The 20,230-nt window shown below is 61.3% G+C and carries 17 protein-coding genes; 10 read left to right on the top strand and 7 right to left on the bottom strand.

Annotation, left to right across the window (positions count from 1 at the left end; all coding sequences use genetic code 11):
• Positions 1-23 precede the first annotated feature (23 nt).
• Positions 24-1,106: a recombinase RecA gene (gene recA / locus CLV41_RS25030; RefSeq protein ID WP_103225215.1), complete on the bottom strand. Its 1,083-nt coding sequence runs from the start codon at positions 1,104-1,106 to the stop codon at positions 24-26.
• A 369-nt stretch (positions 1,107-1,475) separates the two neighbouring features.
• Here recA and CLV41_RS25025 point away from each other — a divergent pair, with 369 nt between their 5' ends.
• Both CLV41_RS25025 and CLV41_RS25020 read left to right on the top strand, forming a co-directional pair.
• Positions 1,476-2,399 carry a PfkB family carbohydrate kinase gene (locus CLV41_RS25025; protein WP_208987720.1) on the top strand — a complete coding sequence of 308 codons (924 nt, stop codon included), beginning with the start codon at positions 1,476-1,478 and terminating at the stop codon, positions 2,397-2,399.
• A gap of 101 nt (positions 2,400-2,500) precedes the next feature.
• Positions 2,501-3,430 carry a pseudouridine-5'-phosphate glycosidase gene (locus CLV41_RS25020; protein ID WP_103225213.1) on the top strand — a complete coding sequence of 310 codons (930 nt, stop codon included), beginning with the start codon at positions 2,501-2,503 and terminating at the stop codon, positions 3,428-3,430.
• A gap of 25 nt (positions 3,431-3,455) precedes the next feature.
• On the opposite strand, the gene CLV41_RS25015 is transcribed toward CLV41_RS25020, so the two are convergent.
• Complete coding sequence (locus tag CLV41_RS25015; protein WP_208987719.1) at positions 3,456-5,900, bottom strand: DUF3772 domain-containing protein; 2,445 nt, start codon at positions 5,898-5,900, stop codon at positions 3,456-3,458.
• A gap of 424 nt (positions 5,901-6,324) precedes the next feature.
• On the opposite strand from CLV41_RS25015, the gene CLV41_RS25010 reads away from it, so the two are divergent.
• The 4 genes from CLV41_RS25010 (at position 6,325) to CLV41_RS24995 (ending at position 10,848) form a co-directional block, all read left to right on the top strand.
• The gene (locus CLV41_RS25010) at positions 6,325-7,542 is read left to right on the top strand and encodes a cell surface protein (protein WP_103225212.1); all 1,218 of its coding nucleotides are present in this window, start codon (positions 6,325-6,327) and stop codon (positions 7,540-7,542) included.
• 112 nt (positions 7,543-7,654) lie between these two features.
• Positions 7,655-8,581 carry a DUF6384 family protein gene (locus CLV41_RS25005; protein WP_103225211.1) on the top strand — a complete coding sequence of 309 codons (927 nt, stop codon included), beginning with the start codon at positions 7,655-7,657 and terminating at the stop codon, positions 8,579-8,581.
• 40 nt (positions 8,582-8,621) lie between these two features.
• A complete protein-coding gene (locus tag CLV41_RS25000) occupies positions 8,622-10,085 on the top strand; it encodes a coiled-coil domain-containing protein (protein WP_103225210.1) in 1,464 nt (487 codons plus the stop codon).
• Between the two features lie 268 nt (positions 10,086-10,353).
• Positions 10,354-10,848, top strand: coding sequence for a hypothetical protein (locus CLV41_RS24995; RefSeq protein WP_103225232.1), 495 nt, complete (start codon positions 10,354-10,356; stop codon positions 10,846-10,848).
• Positions 10,849-10,903: 55 nt separating this feature from the next.
• Here CLV41_RS24995 and CLV41_RS24990 read toward each other — a convergent pair whose 3' ends face one another.
• Positions 10,904-11,635, bottom strand: coding sequence for a S1 family peptidase (locus CLV41_RS24990; protein WP_103225231.1), 732 nt, complete (start codon positions 11,633-11,635; stop codon positions 10,904-10,906).
• Between the two features lie 566 nt (positions 11,636-12,201).
• Between CLV41_RS24990 and CLV41_RS24985 the strand changes: the two genes are divergently transcribed.
• The 4 genes from CLV41_RS24985 to CLV41_RS24970 all read left to right on the top strand — a co-directional run bounded on the left by CLV41_RS24985 (position 12,202) and on the right by CLV41_RS24970 (position 15,101).
• Positions 12,202-12,813: a CDP-alcohol phosphatidyltransferase family protein gene (locus tag CLV41_RS24985; protein WP_103225209.1), complete on the top strand. Its 612-nt coding sequence runs from the start codon at positions 12,202-12,204 to the stop codon at positions 12,811-12,813.
• On the top strand, positions 12,810-13,736 hold the full coding sequence (locus CLV41_RS24980; protein WP_103225208.1) for a phosphatidate cytidylyltransferase: 927 nt from the start codon (positions 12,810-12,812) through the stop codon (positions 13,734-13,736). Before CLV41_RS24985 ends, CLV41_RS24980 begins: the two co-directional genes overlap by 4 nt.
• 206 nt (positions 13,737-13,942) lie before the next feature.
• Positions 13,943-14,572, top strand: a complete 630-nt coding sequence (locus tag CLV41_RS24975) for a lysophospholipid acyltransferase family protein (RefSeq protein ID WP_103225230.1) — start codon at positions 13,943-13,945, stop codon at positions 14,570-14,572.
• Positions 14,556-15,101: a hypothetical protein gene (locus CLV41_RS24970; protein ID WP_103225207.1), complete on the top strand. Its 546-nt coding sequence runs from the start codon at positions 14,556-14,558 to the stop codon at positions 15,099-15,101. Before CLV41_RS24975 ends, CLV41_RS24970 begins: the two co-directional genes overlap by 17 nt.
• A gap of 69 nt (positions 15,102-15,170) precedes the next feature.
• Here CLV41_RS24970 and cckA read toward each other — a convergent pair whose 3' ends face one another.
• The 4 genes from cckA to fliQ all read right to left on the bottom strand — a co-directional run bounded on the left by cckA (position 15,171) and on the right by fliQ (position 20,210).
• Positions 15,171-17,723: a cell cycle histidine kinase CckA gene (gene cckA, locus CLV41_RS24965; RefSeq protein ID WP_103225206.1), complete on the bottom strand. Its 2,553-nt coding sequence runs from the start codon at positions 17,721-17,723 to the stop codon at positions 15,171-15,173.
• 151 nt (positions 17,724-17,874) lie between these two features.
• Positions 17,875-18,954 (bottom strand): flagellar biosynthesis protein FlhB, encoded by a 1,080-nt coding sequence (flhB, locus tag CLV41_RS24960; RefSeq protein WP_103225205.1) that lies wholly within the window; start codon positions 18,952-18,954, stop codon positions 17,875-17,877.
• Between the two features lie 9 nt (positions 18,955-18,963).
• Entirely contained in the window at positions 18,964-19,737 is a 774-nt protein-coding gene (fliR, locus tag CLV41_RS24955; RefSeq protein WP_103225204.1) for a flagellar biosynthetic protein FliR, read from the bottom strand.
• 206 nt (positions 19,738-19,943) lie between these two features.
• On the bottom strand, positions 19,944-20,210 hold the full coding sequence (fliQ, locus tag CLV41_RS24950) for a flagellar biosynthesis protein FliQ (RefSeq protein WP_103225203.1): 267 nt from the start codon (positions 20,208-20,210) through the stop codon (positions 19,944-19,946).
• Positions 20,211-20,230: the final 20 nt, after the last annotated feature.

Genomic DNA, 20,230 nt, shown 5'->3' with positions numbered 1-20,230 from the left:
TCGCATGAATGCGGGAAAATCCTTTATTCCGCGCTGTCTTCCGAGACATCTTCCGAGACGGCGTCCGGATCGATGATCGCTTCCGCGATCAGACCGGCATTCTGCCGGATGGCAAGTTCGATCTCATCGGCGATTTCCGGATTTTCTTTCAGGAACAGCTTGGCGTTTTCACGGCCCTGCCCCAGTCGCTGACTGTTATAGGAGAACCACGCTCCGGATTTTTCAACAATGTTGCCTTTGACGCCCAGGTCAACCAGTTCACCTGTCTTGGAAATGCCTTCGCCGTAAATAATGTCGAATTCGACCTGACGGAAGGGAGGCGCCAGCTTGTTCTTCACCACCTTCACGCGGGTCTGGTTGCCGATCACCTCGTCCTTGTCCTTGATCGCGCCGATACGGCGGATATCGAGACGGACGGAGGCGTAGAATTTCAGCGCGTTGCCGCCGGTCGTCGTTTCCGGCGAACCGAACATCACGCCGATCTTCATGCGGATCTGGTTGATGAAGATCACCATGCATTTCGACTTGGAAATCGAAGCGGTGAGCTTGCGCAGCGCCTGGCTCATCAGCCGCGCCTGCATGCCAGGCAGGCTGTCGCCCATCTCCCCTTCCAGCTCCGCCTTCGGGGTCAGGGCCGCGACGGAGTCGACGACCAGCACGTCGATTGCCCCGGAACGCACGAGCGTATCGGCGATCTCAAGTGCCTGCTCTCCGGTATCGGGCTGCGAAATCAGCAGATTGTCGATATCGACGCCCAGCTTGCGCGCGTAAATCGGATCCAGCGCATGTTCGGCGTCAATGAACGCGCAGATGCCGCCGGGCTTCTGGGCCTCGGCGATCACATGCAGCGACAGCGTGGTTTTTCCGGAGGATTCCGGGCCGTAAATCTCGACGACACGGCCGCGCGGCAGGCCGCCGATCCCGAGCCCTATATCCAGGCCCAGCGATCCGGTCGAGACCGACTGAACCTCAACGACCTGACCCTGGCCCATCTTCATGATGGAACCCTTGCCGAAGGCTCTTTCGATCTGGCTGAGCGCTGCATCCAGCGCCTTTGTTTTATCCATCTGGCTGCTTTCTACGAGACGAAGTGTACTTTGCGACATGGCTCACGCTCCTTATTCCACGATGGACGCGGCGTTTCAATGAAAGCCTTTGTACACTTTTTGTTCTCATTTGGCAACATGGTGAAACCGATTGGTATCAAAATGGAAATGACCATTTGTTTCCAATATGTTCCTGTCGTTAAACTAAAAACTTACGTAACGTAAGAAGAGAACGGGAACATGCCCTTGGTTTGTCTTCCGACAGAGAATCACTGCCCGATAGCAGAAGCGGTTGCCGCCTCCGCCTTGATCTGCTAGCCCGCTCCGGAAACCGCTCCGGCCGCAAACCCGGCCGCCGATCTTGAAATGCCCGGGCGTCCCTCGTCTGAAATCGGAACACGGGAGGCCTCGGCGAGGATGTGTCTGACGATGTTTCCCAATTCCGCCCGACCCGTGATCTCGATAGGCGCAATCCATCTCGACACGATTGCCCATGCCGGTGAAACCGTCCGCCGTGAAACCTCCACGCCGGCGGCATTCAGCTCAAGGCCCGGCGGCGTGGCCGCCAACGTTGCCCGCGCCCTTTGCCGGCTCGGCATCGAGACGAGCCTCGTCGGCGCCCTGGGAGACGACAGCGCCGCGCGGATGCTCGTCGACAGGCTGACCGGCGAAGGCCTCGGCCTTGTCCATGCGACGCGGCACGGGATGACGACCGGTCAGTATCTGGCGCTGCACGATCCCGACGGGTCGCTTGCCGCCGCCTGTGTCGACGACCGGATATTGTCCGAAGCCCCCGCGGAGCTTTTCGACCCGATCCTTGAGGACCTGACCGTCCGCGCGCCTCGGGAAACGCTCTGGTTTCTCGACGCCAACCTGCCTGAACCGATGCTGGCGAGGGTCACAGCCACGCTGGCCGGGCGGCGGATCGTCGCCAATGCGGTCTCCGAGGCCAAGGCACCCCGGTTGAAATCCGTTCTTGGAGCCCTCGATTGCCTTCTTCTGAATAGCGGCGAAGCCGCCGCCCTCACCGGTTTCTCCCGGAACGCCTCGCAAGAAGATCTCGCGCAAGCACTCGCGGAAACCGGACTGCGCGGTTTCGTTCTGACCGGCGGGCGGGCCGAGGTACTGGTCCGGGAGGACGGATTGCTGACCCGGTTCACCCCGCCCCCGGTCGAAATCGTCGATGTGACCGGCGCCGGAGACGCCCTCGCCGCGGGAACCCTTGCGGCGCTGGCAAGAGGATATGCCTTGACCGAGGCCGTCCCCTTCGGCCTTTCCGCCGCTGCCCTGACATTGCGCACGACAGGAGCACTTGCGGCAGATCTCTCCTGGGACGCGCTGAACGCGACTTGACCAGATGGACAAATCCACCGCTTGGCGCCGCACCTCGGGGCGCCTATAAGACCGGCAATCTCCCGAAACGCCGCCATGTCCCGGCAGAAAGGCCCGTTCCCGTGACAAATCCCGAAACCGCCACCCTCAAGGATCTGATCGTCTGTAATGACGAGGTGGGGGCCGCCCTGGCGGCGGACAAACCGGTCGTCGCGCTGGAATCCACCATCATCACCCACGGCATGCCGTTTCCGCAAAACGTCGAAACCGCCCGCCGGGTGGAAGCCGATATCCGCGCAGAGGGCGCTGTTCCGGCAACGATCGCCGTAATGGACGGCAGGATCAGGGTAGGCCTGGGCGATGCCGATCTCGACCGCCTGGCCCGGGCCGAAGACGTGATGAAATGCTCGCGCGCGGACCTGACCTTCGCTCTTGCCTCGGGCCTTTACGGCGCCACCACGGTCGCGGCCACCATGATGGCCGCCCATGCGGCCGGACTGAAGGTTTTCGCCACCGGCGGCATCGGCGGAGTGCACAAGGGCGCGGAGATCAGCTTCGACATTTCCGCGGATCTCGACGAACTTGCCCGCACGCCGGTCTGTGTCGTCTCCGCCGGCGCCAAGGCTCTTCTGGATATTCCAAAGACCCTCGAGGTGCTCGAAACCAAAGGAGTTCCGGTCATCGCCTTCGGGACAAAGGAGCTGCCAGCCTTCTGGTCGCGCGCGAGCGGTCTTCCGGCCCCCTACTCGCTGAATTCGGCGGCGGAGATTGCGGCTCTCCTCAGGACCCGCGCCCTGTTTGCCGATCACGGCGGCGTACTGATCGCCAATCCGGTGCCGGAGGCCGATGAAATCCCGCAGGACGAGATGGCCGGTTATATCGACACGGCGATCCGCAAGGCGAAAGCGGAAAACATCAGGGGCAAGGAGGTGACGCCCTTCGTTCTGGGTGCCCTTTTTGACCTGACCGGCGGCCGCAGCCTTGAGACCAACATCGCGCTTGTGCGCAACAATGCCCGGCTCGCCGCCCGGATCGCGGTGGAGCTGGCTTGAGCCAGGGCGCTGTTACGGGTACCGGTTAGGCCGGATCTCCCGCACCAGTGCGCCGTTCGATGGCGGCGGCCAGCCGATCGATGTCCTTGATGTGAAGGTCGCGCTGCGGAAACGGAATCTCGACGCCCGCCTTGCCGAGCTCGTTGTAGACGGTGAAATAGAGATCCGACCGGGTCGTGAGAATGTTTCCGACGTCTTTCAGATAGCATCTGAGCTCGAAATCGAGGGAACTGTCGCCAAGCCCGGCAAACAGCACGGACGGCATTGGATAGCGCGCGATGGTGGAATGGCCCCTGGCCGCATCCAGCAGAATCGATTTCACCCTTTCCAGGTCGCTGCCATAGGCCACCCCAACCGGCAGGATGAGCCGTCCGGTCTTGCTCGACAGCGTCATATTCTTGACCGTGCCGGCGATCAGGTCCGAATTCGGGATGATGACGTCATGCCGGTCGAAGGTCTCGATCCGGGTCGATCTGACGGAGATCTTGCGCACATATCCCGATTGCCCGGACACCTCGATCCAGTCTCCTTCCTTGATCGGCCGCTCGATGAGAAGGATGATCCCGGAGACGAAATTGGACACGATGGTCTGCAGGCCGAAGCCGATGCCCACGGAAAGCGCGCCGGCCACGACAGCAAGACTGGAAAGGTTCAACCCCGCCGTCGAAACGCTGACGAGTATAGCCAGCGTCAATCCGGCATAGCCGACGCCCGTCAATACCGCGTTCCTGGCGCCGGCATCCATCCGGGTTTGCGGCAGAACCGATGTTTTCAGCACGTTCTGGAGCCACCTCGTGACGAGGACTCCCAGTGCGAACACCGCGACGAGTATGATGAGGGAGTCCAGAGACAGCCGGATATCGCCGAATTGGACGCCATTGTAGAGGACCCGCGAGACTTCGACGATATCCGTCGGCCGCGCTCCCCAGGTCAGAGCGATCAGCGGCGCAAAGACAAGTGTCAGGAAGCAGACCAGACCGATCGACAGGAAAATCGGGACCCGCTCGGTGTCTTCCGTGTCAGTCACGGCGTTAAAGATCTGCCGCGCCAGATGATAAAGCAGATAGCCGAAACCCAATTGAGCCACGGTAACGATCATCGGAATGCTCGCCACCCGGGCAAGCTTGACATATCCGGCAAGGACGACAGCAACCGCCAGAACGGCGGACACCCGCATCAGCAGGGATAAAAACAGCAGAAATCCCGAATCCTTCGGCTGTACCGCCGCGTCATCGGCTCCCTCGTCCTCAGGCGTCTCGGACTGTTTTGTCGCGGCTTCGTTTTTTCTGAGCGTCCCGGCCAGAAGCCAGAGCAGGCCCGCTGCCAGGAAGATCAGCGGCGCCGACAACACGGAAATGGCGGCCGCCCCGAAAGCGTGATCGATCTCCAGCGCTTCCAGCAGGATCTCGAGCACCAGAAAAACGCCCAGCCCCTGACACAGACGCAACCCGCGCAGTGCCTCGCGGTCCGACAGATCCAGCAGCCGCCAGTGCTGCTGTTCGGGGGCGAACAGCGTATGCCCCAGCCAATGGGCGATGATCATCACAAACGCCAGAATAGGCAGGGAAGTCACGACCGTCCTGACCGCATTCGGGCGGATATCCAGGATCGGAAGGATCGCAACCAGTGCCGCCGCCCCGATCGCGGGCAGCAGTAGGAAAGTAAAATTGCTCGCGATCGCAAGTATCAGTCCCTTGACGCCACCACGCCGGCGTTCGGCATAGCGCACCAGAACCCGCGAAAGAGGAAATTGCAGGAACACCAGAAACACGATACCGAAAAGGGCAAGACCCAGCGCGATGGGTCCCGTCCGGTTCAACTGCTTGGAAACGCTTGGCCGCGCCAGTTCACTTTGAATATCCCGCCAAAGGCGCAGCCGGAACGTTGAAATTTCCTCGAAACCGTTTTGCCAGGTGGAGATTGCCAGCGGTGACGGATACCGCTCCAGAATTTCCTGTAAATTCCGCAATCGCAGCTGCTTGTCCAATTCGCGAATGAGAACTTCGACATGCCGCAAGGTCTCTCTTGCCTGCCGGATGGGCGCATTTGCCTCCGCCAGCGCGTTCTGAAGTTCAGCGCGGCGCCTCGCGACATCCTCCGCCTCCTCCACGCCGTCCGCGGGCGGCGGGCCCAGGCTGTCAAGCTGGGCGGAGAGCAGATCCGCCGCCAGATCTCCACCCTGGATGATGGCGGAATTTTTTTCGCGCACGTTGACCAGTTGCTCGCGAAGCAGCACCAGGGTCTGCACCGTGACGGTCTGTTCCTCGATAGCCGTCACCGCACGGTCGAAGAGCGATTGTGCCGCCGTTCGCGGTTCGGGAGCGGCACCGGCCTGGCTCTCCTGGCCTATGGCGGTTCCGGCAGCCGGCGCCATGAGGATCAGGGCCGAAACCAGAACCGAACGAACGGCGCTTTTGATCCGCGTGAAAATGTTCAAACCATGCTGGGTTAGATCAGCGTCTGCTGTCACGATCGTTCTCTTTTCCAACGAAAGCCAATTTTGACGTATTTTTCCTGAAGAACGTGTTCTTCCAAGGCTATAGCCCTATTGACACCCGAAGGATAAACAGTTCTTCGAACAAATCCAAAGGACAGTGCCCGCTATGCGGCCACCCGGCTTGCCTCCGGCGGCCGGACGGACTCCGTGGTCCCGCTTCTCCGGAATTTTCAGCCTATCTCGCCGCTTGGATATACACATGTCGTAAAATCCGACTATGGGTACCCGTGAAGGATTGTTCGCCTTCCCCGGCCATGCCGGCTTTTGTGTTCCAAGCCGTTGACACGGCGGCGTAAGCCTGCCCTAACTTGCGGCATAATTTCGTTAACAGGACGATGCGGCACAGGCGCGCGAGAGCGCTGGAAAAATCGCCGCCGTCCTTTCGAGGAGGTCGGTTATGACAGACGCGGCAGTACCGCAAACCCCGGGCACAACAGCAGTTACCCCGGCAGCGCCTGCGGGCGGCTTTTCCCCGCTTCAGTATCTCGACCGCGCTCTCACCACGCTGCGCGACGCCGGCATCACGCCGGAAACGGAGACCGACGCGCCGATCAACGCGCTGCTTGAGCAGATTTCAGATCTTTCTCCGGACAAGGTGCTCGTCATCACGCGCACTCTCGGACAGGCTTCCAACTTCAACGAAGTCGTTCGCTCCCAGGTGCAGCAGATGGATATCGGCGAGCGCTATGAAGAGGTCACCAAGGCTTTCGATTCCATCCGCGACGACGCCAAGGCCCTGGTCGATCAGCTCGCCGACGGCAGGATCTCCTTCACCGAGAACCTGGCCAACAAGTGGCGCGACATGCGCCGGGGCACGATCTCCGACCGCTTCACGGACATCCGCGACACCTACAAGGATGTCGCCCGGGCCACCAAGGACCAGATCGAGCGCGAACAGACCATTCTGGAAGCCTACCGTGATTTTCGCGGCGCGCTGAAACAGGCTGAAGTCACGGCGCTGGAACTCCTCAACATTGCCATGGCGAAACTTGAGGGTGCCCAGGCGACGCTGAACGCCGCCTCCGGCGAGGTCGAAGCCTATACGGGCGACGACGCGGCCCAGAAGGCCCGGCTGGAACTTGCCCGCGACGAAAAGCTGCGCGAGATGCAGGACGAGGAAAAGCGCTACCAGATCGCCAAGGATCTCTCCGACAACCTGACCATCGGCTACAATACCTCCGAGGTGATCATGGCGCGGCTGGTGCAGACCACCAATGCCAAGGAACGGGTCTATGCGCAGTCGGTGAGCTTCTTCTCGACCAACGAGTCTGTCCTGACCGCACTCAATGCTTCCTTCACCGGCCTGCAGGGCCTGCACGAATCCACCGAAACGCTGAACGCCATGAAGGAAGGCATCAACAAGAGCCTGGAAACCCTGGCGGAAATCGGCGACGCGGTCCAGACGGAAGCCTTGAAGGCCGGCTACGGCCCGACGGTCGCCGCCGCATCCGTCAAGAAGCTCGTCGATTCCGTCGTCAACTTTCAGGTCCAGTCCCGGGAAATCATTTCCGAAATGCGGGAGATGTCGACGAAGAATTCCGAAGAGATCCGCACCGCGGTGGAAGACGGCAAGCGGCGGCTCGCCAAATTGACGGCTGAAGGATCAGCTCTCTAGGTTGGTTCACGTTCGGGACTTTATGCGTTCACCCGGGCGCGGGATGTTCTAGACTGAAGGGATTGACGGGCCGGACTTTCTCCGGCCCGCCCGATTTGAGAAGACCGCATTTATGGCTAGCAAGACCGACGCTCCTCTCGACGATCTGATGATGGCGATGGACGTGGTGGACACGCTGCGCCACGAAGAAGGGCAGGTCGCCCGGGAACTGAAGGCGGACGACCGCGACGCGGCGATGATCGAGCGTCTGCGGCAGGTCTATTCCGCGCAGGGGATCGAGGTTCCCGACCACCTTCTCAAGGCGGGCGTGGAGGATCTGAAACGCGACCGCTTCGTCTACACCCCGCCGGCCGCGGGCTTCCAGCGTACGCTGGCGATGATCTATATTTCCCGCGCCACCTGGTCGAAATGGCTTGCCGGGGCCGCCGCCGTGCTTCTGGTGGCGGTTGCCGCCTGGTATTTCCTGGTCAGCCTGCCCGCGCAGAGGGCCGAGGCCGATCTTCTGGCCCGGCTGCGGTCCCTGCCGGACACCTATAGCGAACTCGTCGGCCGCATCGACACCCTGACCGAAAACGCGGAGGTCGAGGGCAAGGCCCTCAGCCTGGCCGATGACGGGCGCCTTGCGCTTGCCGACGGCCGCAACGACGCCGCCTTCAAGGCGGAAGCAGACCTGCGCCAGCTCGCCGCGCAGCTTCAGGAAGTCTTCGAGGTCCGCATCATCGCCCGCGAAGGCGTCCCGACCGGCATCACCCGTATTCCGGATGCCAATCCGGACACCGAAAATTACTATATCGTGGTGGAAGCCATCGATCCGGACGGCAAGATACTCAAACGCAGCATCGCGTCTGAGGAAAGCAGCGCCGCGGAAACGGTCGACAAATGGGGTCAGCGCGTGTCGGAAACCATCTACAACGCGGTCCGCCGCGACAAGATGGAAGACGGCATCGTGCAAAAGGGCGTTCTTGGCCAGAAGCGGCGCGGGGAACTGGATATCAAATGGCGCGGCGGTGTTCAGGACGGAGCGATCACGAAATGGTAGCAGCCAGGAACGGACGCCTCCCCTTCGAGAAAGGTAGCCCATGCTGACCGGACGCCAGACGCTTGGCACCATCGAACAGTCCTTGCAGGACCTGCGCCGCGAGGAAGCTGAACTCAGCAAGCGCATCGAACGTTCGACGCGGTCGCTCACCGATCTGCAGGAACGCCAGAGTGAAGCTTATCGCGATCTCGCCCGTTTCCGTCTGGATTCAGATGCAGCCGGTGCACTGAACACCCGCCTGGACAGCGCCGCGCGCGAAGCCCGCCGGCTTCTGGACAAACGCAGCGCCGACTACAAGGTGCTGAGCGAACAGCTCCGCCAGAGCGAGAGCGAACGCAATCAGCTTCACAAAAAGCGCGGCGAACTGGACAGTGCCCGCGACGCCGCCGAAAATCAGATGGACGAGCTGATGGAGGCGGTCGACGGCCGTCTTGAAAACGACAGCGCCTATCAGGCCCAGAACCGGGCAACCGAAGCGGCGCTTGCGACAGCGGAAGCAGCCGCCACCAAGGCGATGACGTCTGAACGGGACCGCGCCGAGAAGGGCAAGGCCTATGACGACGATCCCTTGTTCATCTATCTTTGGCAGCGTGGCTTCGGCACCCCGGATTACCGTCACCGGGGTCTCGTCCGTTCCCTGGACGGCTGGGTCGCCGGCATTATCCGCTTTCACGACGCCCGCGCGAATTACGCCATGCTCACCGGCATTCCCGAACGCATGGCAAGACATGCGGAACGCTGCGCGCAGATTGCCCGCCAGGAGCAGGCGAAGCTTGCCGAATTCAGCCGCAACGCCATGACAGACGCGGCCGGCACGGATCTTGTCGGTTCAATTGAAAATTACAGCGAGGAAATCGACCGCATCGACGGCGATCTGGACAAGCTGGACAGGCGCATCGAAACACTCTCCACCGCCCTTGCCGAGTTTTCCGGAGGCGAAGACGCCGATTTCCTGAAGGCGGAGGAACACCTGTCCGTTTCGCTGCAGGCCGACGACCTGAACGAACTCTGGCGCGCGGCTCTCGATACCCCCTCACCCGAAGACGAAAAAATCGTTCAGCGGATCGAGGATCTGAAGGAACGGATCGAGCAGATAGCGCGCGAGATCCGCCAGGACCGTGAACTGCAGCGCGATATCGGCCGGCGGCGTACGGAACTTGCGGACGTCATCAAACGCTTCAGGTCCAGCGGCTACGGCAGCTGGGAATCCACCTTCTCCGACAACAAGCTCACCACAGTCCTTCTGGGAGAGCTTGTGAAGGGCGCGATCACGGGTGCCGACTACTGGGCCCGGGCCGAGCGCTCCCACAAAAGACGCAAGCCGCGCGGACGCAAGGTGGCCTTTCCGCACGGTACCGGCCTGCCCAAATCCATGGGGGGTTTCGGCGGATCCGGAGGACCGGGCGGCAATTTCCCCGGCGCCGGTGACAGTTTCGGTGGTGGAGGTTTTAAAAGCGGCAGCGGATTTGGCGGCGGCGGCTTCAAGACGGGCGATCATTTTTAACCGCACGGGCGAGGCGCGAACTTCGCCCCTCTACCGCCACAACGCTTCGTTAGGAGAGGTGTGGCAGGTTGCGTTTTGAGAAGCCGGAAAACACTGTTTTATGGAATTAGGCACGGGATCAGGCTGCATTCATATGGAACCATTTGATTGCAGAGCGGTTGATCAGTTTTAATGTGACAGAGCATCTTGCCCGCCGGGACCTGAGCGCGGATAATTTGTTCCAGAATGCGGAAAGCGGTTTATGGTCTATTCAAATTCGGGAAAGCAGATGCGGAACCTTCTAGTTATCAGCCTTTGCGCCCTCGCGCTTGCCGCCTGTCAGAGCGGCTCAGGCCGGCGGTCCGCCCTTCCCGATCAGCCGAAACTCGATGTTCCGGCCGGCGCCCAAAGTGTCAACATCGCCGGCGCTCCGGCCGATGTCCGCGCCGCGCTTGTTTCCAGCGCGCAGGAACGCGGCACTGTCGTTTTGCAGAATGAGGCGAACATGGTCGTGCTCGAAAGACCGATGACAGGTGCAAATCCCGCGCTCGATTCAGAATTCGGTCCTTCGGACAACGGCCAGCGTGTCATCCGCATCCGCGTGCGCTTTACCGGAACGCCCTGCCAGACGCTGGCGGTTCAGGATCTCGCGGTGATCAACAATGTGCGCACCGCCCTGGAGCAGAGTTTCGTGCTGCCGGGCAACCAGAACACCATGCAAAGCCTGCAGGGCCTGAAATCCCGCGCCGAACAAGGCAGCACCTGTCCGCCGCTGTCCTCCTGACACAAAACGCCCGCTAAAAAGAAGCCGGCCGCCGAAGCGGCCGGTCTGCTTCCGATCAAGCCTCCGTCAGTGTCAGCAGGATGTCCGCGTACCAGGCGCAGTTCAGGCCCAGCGCTTCGTCGAGCACCATGTCGCGCGTTCCAACGTCAAGCCGCGCTGAATGAACGCCGAGCAGTTTCCATGGCAGATCGCCCTCCATGCCGTCCAGGTCAGGCGCGCGCATCACCACGGGTGCGCCGCTTATGCCGCGATGGGTACGGCCATCGGTCAGGAAGTAGCCCATGCCCTCGAAGCGGAACCCGAACGACGAGGCAATGACCGCCTGCCGCACCACGGGCATATGGTGCAGCGTGTCGTGAAAGCCGAGCGGAAAACCGACCACCAGGATCGACGATCCGACTTCGACTTGCTCCTGCGGATCAACCAGATGCTCGGGACCGAAGACACGGTAGAGCAGGTCTTCAGGCAGGGCGCTCCTGTCCAGCTCGATCACCGCGACATCAATCTCGCCGGCTGTATCCGTCCCCTGACGCCAGAGGCTCGTTCCGTCACGATAGAGCGGTATCGACAGCCCGATCGACTCGGCAAGGTTCTGCGGATTGTTGTGCAGCTCGATTTCGATACGGGTCGGACGGTGGTCGCTCTCCTTGTCGATCATGACGTGGCGGCTGGTCACCAGAAAAAGCCGGTCTTCCCGCCGGAAGAAAAAGCCGCTCGCATTGGTCAGATGCTGGTCCCCGTTGAAGGTGGAGACGCGCGGCGTTGTGAGCAGAATAGCATCGATCATCGCGGAAATCGCTCCCCGGACTGATGTGTCCCGCATCTGCCTGTCACCGGACAGGGTTTCGTCAATCTGTTTCTCCTTTTGAACGAACGCATTCCAGGCCAGGTACTATGCCTGCCGGAGCGTTTTCCTGTGTTTCGGTAGCTGGCAAACACCGCACCGGCGCATTCGTTCCATCACGGTAACACAAGCGCCGGGCCCGGCGGGGTGACACCGGTCAAACGCAGAAGCGTTGCTTCGGATTTCTCTCCGTTACCTTGGTTCCGGCGCCAGGCAATGGTAGAACTTGTAGTAGCCCGCCAGATGTCATTGGAGAGGCTTGTCCTTCGGCCCCTCGCTGTTCTTCTTCAACGTATAGGCTTGCTGCCGAGGCCGCCAAGGCTGGACGCAGACTGAGTGATAGAGACCTGCGCCGACGCCGCCTCGGAGCCGATAAGGCTTGGATTTCATCTTGTAAGTGCTTACTCTCGCGATACGCGATATCGCTTCTGTTTCGCTGCAATTGAAAGCAGTTGATGCGTCGCTCCGGCCTTTTCAAGTATTGTTTCGCCACACCTTCGGATTTTTGAATGCCAAGCGTTTACCAGCTCAAATCCCGCTTTCAGGATCTGCTCCGCCCGCTTTGCCGCAGCCTAGCGGCAGCAGGCATCACTGCCAATCAGGTGACGCTTGCCGCTCTGGGACTTTCCGTACTGGAGGGGCTGGCGCTCTGGCTGTTTGCAGGGGCTTTTCTGCCGCTGCTGCTGCTCCCGGTCGTCCTGTTCATCCGCATGGGCCTCAATGCCATCGACGGCATGCTGGCGCGCGAGCATGACCAGAAGTCGGATCTTGGCGCGGTCCTCAACGAACTCGGCGACGTATTATCGGATGCCGCCCTCTACCTGCCCTTCGCGCTCCTGCCTTTCGTTTCCGGCACACTGGTCGTCGGGCTTGTCGTGCTTGCCGTTATCGGCGAGATGACCGGTGTCATCGGTGTCCAGATCGGCGCCAGCCGCCGCTATGACGGCCCCTTCGGCAAGAGCGACCGGGCGGTGCTCTTCGGCCTGTGCGGCCTGCTGATGGCCTTCGGACTGACCAGTCCCCTCGCCTATCAGATCCTGTTCGGCGCCGGGCTGGCCCTTGCCGCGCTCACCATCTTGAACCGTGCCCGCGCGGCCATCGAAAAGAAGCGATCCGCATGAACCTTCAGACACTCCACTGGGCCCTGATCGGCATCTGGGGCCTCCTCGCCGTGGCGAGCGTGATCGTCTACGCGATTTCCAGACGCTCGCCGAAAAACATGAGCGAACTCGTCGCGCGCACCCGCAGCTGGTGGGTCATGGTGGCGATCTTCACGATTTCGTTTCTGGTCAGCAACACGCTTTCCATCGTCGTCTTCGCGCTCATCAGCTTCCTGGCGCTGAAGGAATATTTCTCCATGATCCCGACCCGCAGGGCCGACCGGCGGGTGCTCTTCTGGGCGTATCTTTCGATCCCGGTCCAGTATTTCTGGGTCTATGACGGCTACTACGGCATGTTCGCCGTGTTCATCCCGGTCTACATGTTCCTGTTTCTGCCCTTCGCCAGCCTGCTGACCCAGCAGACCGATGGATTTTTGAAGTCTGTCGGCACGCTCAACTGGGGCCTGATGCTTTGCGTCTTTTCCATCAGCCACGCGGCCTTTCTGCTGATCCTGCCGCCGACCGCCGCAAACGACGCGGGCGGCCCCGGTCTGCTGCTGTTCCTGATCTTCCTGACCCAGTTCAACGATGTCGCCCAGTATACCTGGGGCAAGCTGCTCGGCCGCCGCAAGATCGTCCCCGGCGTCAGTCCGAACAAGACCTGGGAAGGCTTTCTGGGCGGCGTCGCCACCACCTTCGTGCTCGCGCTCCTGACCGCCCCGCTGGTCACGCCCTTCGACATGGCCCATGCTGCGGTGGCCGGCCTGCTCATTCCCGTTGCCGGTTTCGTCGGCGATGTCACCGTCTCCGCCCTGAAACGCGATCTCGGCGTCAAGGACACCGGCAGCCTGATCCCCGGCCACGGCGGCATTCTCGACCGCATCGACAGCCTCACCTACACCGCCCCGCTGTTCTTCCACTTCACCCGGTATTTCTACTATTAGGAGCCGGTTGACATGAGAATGAACGCTTCCAGGTCCATCTCGACTGCAGGCCCACAGTGCTGTCCCGGACTCGACCCGGGACCGGCTGCGAAGGATCCAGGGGAATGGCCCCGGCGCGAGGCCGGGGCGGCAGCTGAGAACCCGGCGATCGGACTATTGAACGGAATTCTCCCTCAATGCTGTGCCACGCCGAAAGGCGCCACCTGATGCTCCAGAAAGCCTTCTACATTTTCGTCAGGATCGCGATCCTGTTTCTCCTCGGGCTGAATGTCCGCCGCAAGGAGCAGCTTCCGGTGAAAGGTCCGGCGATCATCGTCGCCAATCACAACAGCCATCTGGACACGATGGTGCTGATGGCTCTGATGCCGCTCACGAAACTGAAGGACATCAAGCCGGTCGCGGCGGCGGATTACTTTTTCTCCTCGCCCATCAAGGCCTGGCTGTCGGAGCATGTGCTCGGCATCATTGCGGTCGAACGCGGTGGCAAGGACAGGTCGCGGGATCCGCTGCAGGGCTGTTACGACGCCCTTGGCGACGGCAAGGTCCTGATCCTTTTCCCGGAAGGCTCGCGCGGCGAGCCCGAGCAGATGACCGATCTCAAGAAGGGCGTCTCCTATCTGGCCGAACGCTTTCCGCAGGCACCCGTGGTGCCCGTCTTCACCCACGGACTGGGCAAGGCCCTGCCCAGGGGTTCCTTCCTGCTGGTGCCGTTCTTCTGCGATATTTTTATAGGCGAACCAATAACCTGGGAGGGAAACCGGATTCAGTTCATGAACACACTCCGGGACCGTTTCGCCGCGCTCTCCACGGAAAAGACCTTTGCGCCCTGGGAGTAAGACACTTGCCGCCCTCTGGGGCTTTGCCGAAGCGACGCTGTTTTTCGTCGTCCCGGACGTGCTGCTGACCGGCCTGGCGCTGAGGTCCCTCAAAAGAGCACTTTGTGCCGCCTTGGTAGCGGCGCTCGCGGCTGCCGTTGGCGGCGCCCTGATATGGACCTGCGCGCACTACGCACCCCACACAAGCCGTTCGGTGCTGCTCCAGGTGCCCGGCATCTCGGAAAATACGTTCGCCACCGTCCAGCTGTATCTGGAAAGCGGCCTCTTTCAGGGTATGCTGCGCGGCGCCTTTTCCGGCGTGCCCTACAAGATCTTCGCAGCCGAAGCCGGAATGAACGGCACCAGCCTTTGGGTCTTCGCCCTACTGTCCCCACTCGCCCGGTTGCCCAGGTTCGTGGTTGTGTGCATGGCTACTTGGGCGCTGTCGCGGTTGGCCGGGGAGAGACTGTCAATGGGCGCCAAAGTGGCGCTCAGCCTTGCGCTCTGGGTGGTGTTTTACGTTTTCTATTTCGCCATGGCGGGCTGGTGAGCGACTGACTGCTTTCCGGAGACCGCCGATAACCGGTTTGAAGATCTCTCGCGGCCAAGAACGATACCCCTACCCGTTGAGGACATCCTTCACCGTCGTCGCCAGCTGTTTCAGCGTGAACGGCTTGGCCAGGAAGAAGAATTTCTCGCCCGGCGGCAGGTTTTCCTCAAACGCGTCTTCCGCGTAACCGGAGACGAAGATGATCTTCAGGTCCGGGTGGGTCTTGCGCAGCTCGACGAGCAGGGTCGGACCGTCCATTTCCGGCATCACCACGTCGGAGACGACGAGATCGATCTTTCCGTCCGTCTCCTCCATCACCTCCAGCGCCTCGTTGCCGGACGCGGCCTCGTAGACGGTGTAGCCGCGCGAGGCGAGCGCGCGGGCGCCGAAGGCGCGCACGGCCTCCTCGTCCTCCACAAGAAGGATGGAGGCGGAACCGGTGAGGTCGGCGACCTTTTCCGGCTCTCTTTCCTTCGGTTCGGGCTTCTTTTCCTCCACGAACTGCGGAATGTGGCGCGGCAGGAACAGGCGGAAGGTGGTTCCCACATCGACGTCCGAGGTGCAGAAGACGAAACCGCCAGTCTGCTTGACGATGCCGTAAACGGTCGACAGGCCGAGGCCCGTACCCTTGCCGACTTCCTTGGTGGAGAAAAACGGGTCGAAGATCTTCTCCATGATGTCCGCTGGCATGCCGTGGCCGGTATCCTCGACCTCCACCAGCGTATATTCGCCCGGCGGCATGCCGCGCACGTTGTCGAACTGGGTGCTCTCGGCTTCCGACACGTTGCGGGTGCGGATCGTCAGCCGGCCGCCATCGGCCATGGCGTCGCCCGCATTCACCGCCAGGTTGACGATCACCTGTTCCAGCTGGTTGAGATCCGCCATGACCGGCCACAGGTCCCGGCCGTGGATCACCTTCAGCTCAACTTTCTCGCCCAGCAGGCGGTCGAGCAGGATGGACAGATCCGCCAGAACGTCATTGAGCTCAAGCTGCTGCGGCCGCAGGGTCTGGCGGCGGGAGAAGGCCAGCAACTGCCGCACGAGACCGGCGGCGCGATTAGCGTTCTGCTTGATGTTCATGATGTCCTGGAAGGACGGATCGGTCGGCCGATGGCTCGCCAGCAGCAGGTCGGAGAAGCCGATGATCGCCGTCAGGACGTTGTTGAAGTCATGGGCGACACCGCCAGCGAGCTGGCCGATCGCCTGCATCTTCTGGCTTTGCGCGAACTGGGCTTCAAGGGCGCGTTGCTGGGTGGTTTCCAGCGCGTAGACGATTGCCGCCTCCCCGTCGCCTTCGCCTTCCTGGACGGCGGAGACATAAAAGGTGGCCGAGCGCGGGTCGTTGCCCTTGACCAGCGGAATGTCGATCGGCGCGATCTCGCCGATCCCGTTGGAGGCGGCGGACAGGGCCCTGGCAAGAAGCTCGCGGCCGCTGTCGGCCACATAAGCTTCCAGCTTCGGCGACTCGTCATCCGTATCGACCGCCCCGAACAGCTTCAGGAACGGCGCGTTGGTCCTGAGAACCCTGCCTTCCTTGTCCAGCGAGGCAATCGCGATGGGCGTGTTGTTGAAGAAGCGCGCGAAACGGACTTCCGCCGCCCTGAGGGCTTCGGAAACCTCCTCGCCGCGCGAGCGGTTGAGCACCAGCGTGCGGCTGTCGCCCGGCTGGCCGTTTTCCCCGAATGGCACCCGGTGCAGCAGACGCACAGGCAGTCCGCGCCCGTTGCGGGTGACGAAATCGAGATCGAAAGTCTCGCTCTTGACCTCTCCCGCCTGCCCCTTGAGCGAGCGGATAAGCTCCGTGCCGTCGCCGCGCACGATGCTCGACAGGTCGAGATCGCCGGCGTCGAACTGGGCAAGGTCATAGCCGAGCCAGTCGGCAAGCGTCGCGTTCAGATAGACAAGCCGGCCTTCCCCGTCGCAGGAGAAGAAACCGGCAGGGGCATGGTCGAGGAAATTGATGACGCGCTGCAGTTCCTGAAAGGAGTTTTCCTGCTCGGCGCGGTCGCGGGTGATGTCGGCGAGTTGCCAGACGGCCATCGGCTTGCCGCCGCCGCGCTCCTTCGGCACCTGAAGCGGACGCACCGACACCCGGTACCAGCGGGCAGCGCCTTCCGCGCGCCCGAGTGGAACCGGCATGCGGATTTCCTCCTGCGCCCTGCGGCTGTCGCGCATCGCCTGTGACAGGCGGAAGATCGCGTCCGCCGCATCGGGGTCGGAGGAAAAGACACGTTCGACCACACGAATGTCGGCGGCGGTTTCCGCGCCGGTCAGATCCGCGTAGGACTTGTTGGCATAGACGAGACGGCCGTCCAGATCGGTGATCAGGGCACCGTCTTCCAGAGTGTCGACAAAAGCGGAGGCGAGCGGATTTGCTTCTCCCGGACGGGCTGACAGACGCAGAAAGCCTATCGCGCCGGCGAACAGGCAAAACACGCCGACCACGGCCAGAATGCCGAGCAGCGCAAGTATGAACGGCTGCGCGACATCCCGGTCCATGACCGCGAAGGCAGCAGCCGCGCCGACGAGCAATAGCGCAAGACCTATCAGCAGGCCTATATTCCCGGAACGCTCCGGCCGGCTGATCATCGGCCCGCTCGGCGTTCCGTCCATGTCACTCATCCGTCTTGTCTCCCCGGCCCGATTCGGTTTTTGAACGGGCCGTTTCCAAGCATTCTGTGCTTGGGTGCCAATTTCAACTTATATGAAGGCAAGTCCTGTTGAAATTCACCTGTTTGACCCGGGAATCAACCGGTGAACCACCCTTTAGGGATTATTTCCCCCGCCAGGCCGCCCGCCGGCGCATGCGGAAGACGAATCCGATGACTTCCGCAACAGCCTTGTAATGTTCCTCGGGCACGTCCTGATCGATGTCGACCGTGGCGTAAAGAGCCCGCGCCAGCGGCGGATTCTCGATCACCGGAATCTCGTTTTCCTTTGCCACTTCCCGGATTCTGAGCGCGACCGCGTCCGTTCCCTTGGCAAGGCACAGCGGCGCGCCCATGCCGTCTTCATATTTCAGCGCCACAGCATAGTGGGTCGGGTTGGTGACGACCACGGTCGCCAGCGGAACCGATGCCATCATGCGCTTGCGCGAGCGCTCCATACGCAGTTGCCGGATCTTGCCCTTGACCAGCGGGTCCCCTTCCGTCTGCTTGTATTCGTCCTTGACCTCGCGCAGCGACATCTTCTGCTTGTTGAACCATTTGTTGCGCTGGTAGACGAAATCGGCGCCCGCGACAACGGTCATCACCGCCAGGATGGCGGCCAGCACCTGCAGGATCAGCACCCGGGCTTCCGGCAGGATCACGGACGGGTCGGAAAAGATCATGATGTCGGCTTCGTCCCGGTGCGGCCAAATGACGGCAACCATGACCGCGCCGACAACCGAGATTTTCACCAGGCCCTTGGTGAAGTTCACCAGGCTGTCGGCCGAAAACAGCCGCTTGAATCCGGAGGCCGGTGAAATCTTCGACAGTTTGGGCTTGATCGTCTCGGCGGTGAACAGCGGCTGGTGCTGAATGAGGTTTCCCGCGACCGCCATCAGCACGAGGGAAATCAGCGGCACGCCGACAATCAGCGCAACCGATTGTCCGGTGTCGCGCCACAGCGCCTTCAGGGCGTAGCCGTCAACGGGCATCTGATGGGAATGTTCCAAGTAGCCCTTCATCAGATCGCCGAGCAAGGCCGTTGTGGAAGGCGCGAATATGGCAATCATCAGGGTGGCGCCGGCCAGGGTGAACCAGGTGCTGACTTCCTGCGATTTGGGAACGTCCCCCTTGTCATGCGCCTCTTTCAGGCGCTTTTGTGTGGGGTCCTCTGTCTTTTCTGAGTCGTCGCTACCTTCGGCCATTGCGAAGCGCTATCCCAATATGAATTTGCCGAGCGACTGCTGAAAATGTTCCAGATAGAACATCATCATCGTCGTGAGCAGCACCATGAACATTAATAGCCCGATCGCGATATTCACGGGCATGGCGATAAAGAAGATCTGCATCTGCGGCATCAGCTTGTTGAGCAGGCCGAGACCGAAATAGAAGACGAGACCGACAACCAGAAAAGGCGCGCTCACGCGCGCCGCGATCGAGAACACATGTGCGACCGTCTCGGTCGCGTTCTTCGAAAAGTCGCCGACAGGCGGCGTTATTCCCGGCGGAAAGATCTCAAAGCTGTCGTAGAGCGCGGCAATCACCAGATAGTGGCTGTCCGTGACGAAAACCAGCGTGATGCCAAGGATCGACAGGAAGTTGCCATAGAGTGCGCCCTGCTGGCCTTCATTGGCGATATCGGTTCCAAGCGCGAAGGCCATGCCGGACTGGTTCGCCACAATGACACCCGCGATCTGCAGAACGGAGGTGATCATCCTGGCGCACAGGCCAATTCCGAAACCAATGGCGAGTTCTCCGCCAAGCAGGAGAAGAAGACGCATGGGATCGGCGGTCAGTTCGGCCGGATATTGCGGCCCGGCAACAGGATAAAGGACAAGCGTCAGTGCAAGAGCGATGGTCAGACGGAACCGCATCGGGATGGAACTTTCCCCGAGTGCCGGAAGCAGCATGATCATCGTGCCGAGGCGCGCGAACATCAACATGAACGCTGCGACGACATCCGGCAGGAAATTGAGCTCAACCGTCATATTCCCTCCCGGATCACCTTTCGCTCTAGGGTCTGTGGACAATTAGGTTTGGGTCGCGGCGCGAGCCGGATTTCGAAGAGATTTGGCGCAAAACGCCCATTTCGGCGTCCCAATGTCTTGAAAGGGAACACCCTTCCTGCGACCTTGCTTCTTCAACTGGGCGTTTTGCATCCAAACCTCGACCAAATCCTTATTGTCCACAGACCCTAGCTCGTCGTAAGGATCATCTCGGCCACCCGCGCCATGAAAGCCTGCAGCAACTGGCTCATGAACGGCAGGGTGATGAGAAGCGTGAGGAAAATCGCCAGGATCTTGGGGACGAAAACCAGGGTCATTTCCTGGATCTGCGTCAGCGCCTGAAACAGGGCGATGACGACACCGACAAGCAGGCCGACAGCCATGATCGGCCCCGCCACCAGGATCATCGTCCAGACTGCTTCGCGGGCAAGATCTAGAACTTCACCGCCTGTCATCGCACGCCTCTCCCGAGCAC

Source organism: Roseibium marinum, from assembly GCF_002906165.1.
Lineage (GTDB): Bacteria > Pseudomonadota > Alphaproteobacteria > Rhizobiales > Stappiaceae > Roseibium > Roseibium marinum.
The sequence above is the reverse complement of the archived record's forward strand: the minus strand, read 5'-3'. Positions and strand labels throughout refer to the sequence as shown.

Excerpts from the sequence above, each read along its gene's own strand:
- recA (WP_103225215.1), bottom strand. The coding sequence starts at position 1,106 with ATGTCGCAAAGTACACTTCGTCTCGTAGAAAGCAGCCAGATGGATAAA.
- CLV41_RS25025 (WP_208987720.1), top strand. The coding sequence starts at position 1,476 with ATGTTTCCCAATTCCGCCCGACCCGTGATCTCGATAGGCGCAATCCAT.
- CLV41_RS25010 (WP_103225212.1), top strand. The coding sequence starts at position 6,325 with ATGACAGACGCGGCAGTACCGCAAACCCCGGGCACAACAGCAGTTACC.
- CLV41_RS25005 (WP_103225211.1), top strand. The coding sequence starts at position 7,655 with ATGGCTAGCAAGACCGACGCTCCTCTCGACGATCTGATGATGGCGATG.
- CLV41_RS25000 (WP_103225210.1), top strand. The coding sequence starts at position 8,622 with ATGCTGACCGGACGCCAGACGCTTGGCACCATCGAACAGTCCTTGCAG.
- CLV41_RS24995 (WP_103225232.1), top strand. The coding sequence starts at position 10,354 with ATGCGGAACCTTCTAGTTATCAGCCTTTGCGCCCTCGCGCTTGCCGCC.
- CLV41_RS24990 (WP_103225231.1), bottom strand. The coding sequence starts at position 11,635 with ATGATCGATGCTATTCTGCTCACAACGCCGCGCGTCTCCACCTTCAAC.
- CLV41_RS24985 (WP_103225209.1), top strand. The coding sequence starts at position 12,202 with ATGCCAAGCGTTTACCAGCTCAAATCCCGCTTTCAGGATCTGCTCCGC.
- CLV41_RS24980 (WP_103225208.1), top strand. The coding sequence starts at position 12,810 with ATGAACCTTCAGACACTCCACTGGGCCCTGATCGGCATCTGGGGCCTC.
- CLV41_RS24975 (WP_103225230.1), top strand. The coding sequence starts at position 13,943 with ATGCTCCAGAAAGCCTTCTACATTTTCGTCAGGATCGCGATCCTGTTT.
- cckA (WP_103225206.1), bottom strand. The coding sequence starts at position 17,723 with ATGAGTGACATGGACGGAACGCCGAGCGGGCCGATGATCAGCCGGCCG.
- flhB (WP_103225205.1), bottom strand. The coding sequence starts at position 18,954 with ATGGCCGAAGGTAGCGACGACTCAGAAAAGACAGAGGACCCCACACAA.
- fliR (WP_103225204.1), bottom strand. The coding sequence starts at position 19,737 with ATGACGGTTGAGCTCAATTTCCTGCCGGATGTCGTCGCAGCGTTCATG.
- fliQ (WP_103225203.1), bottom strand. The coding sequence starts at position 20,210 with ATGACAGGCGGTGAAGTTCTAGATCTTGCCCGCGAAGCAGTCTGGACG.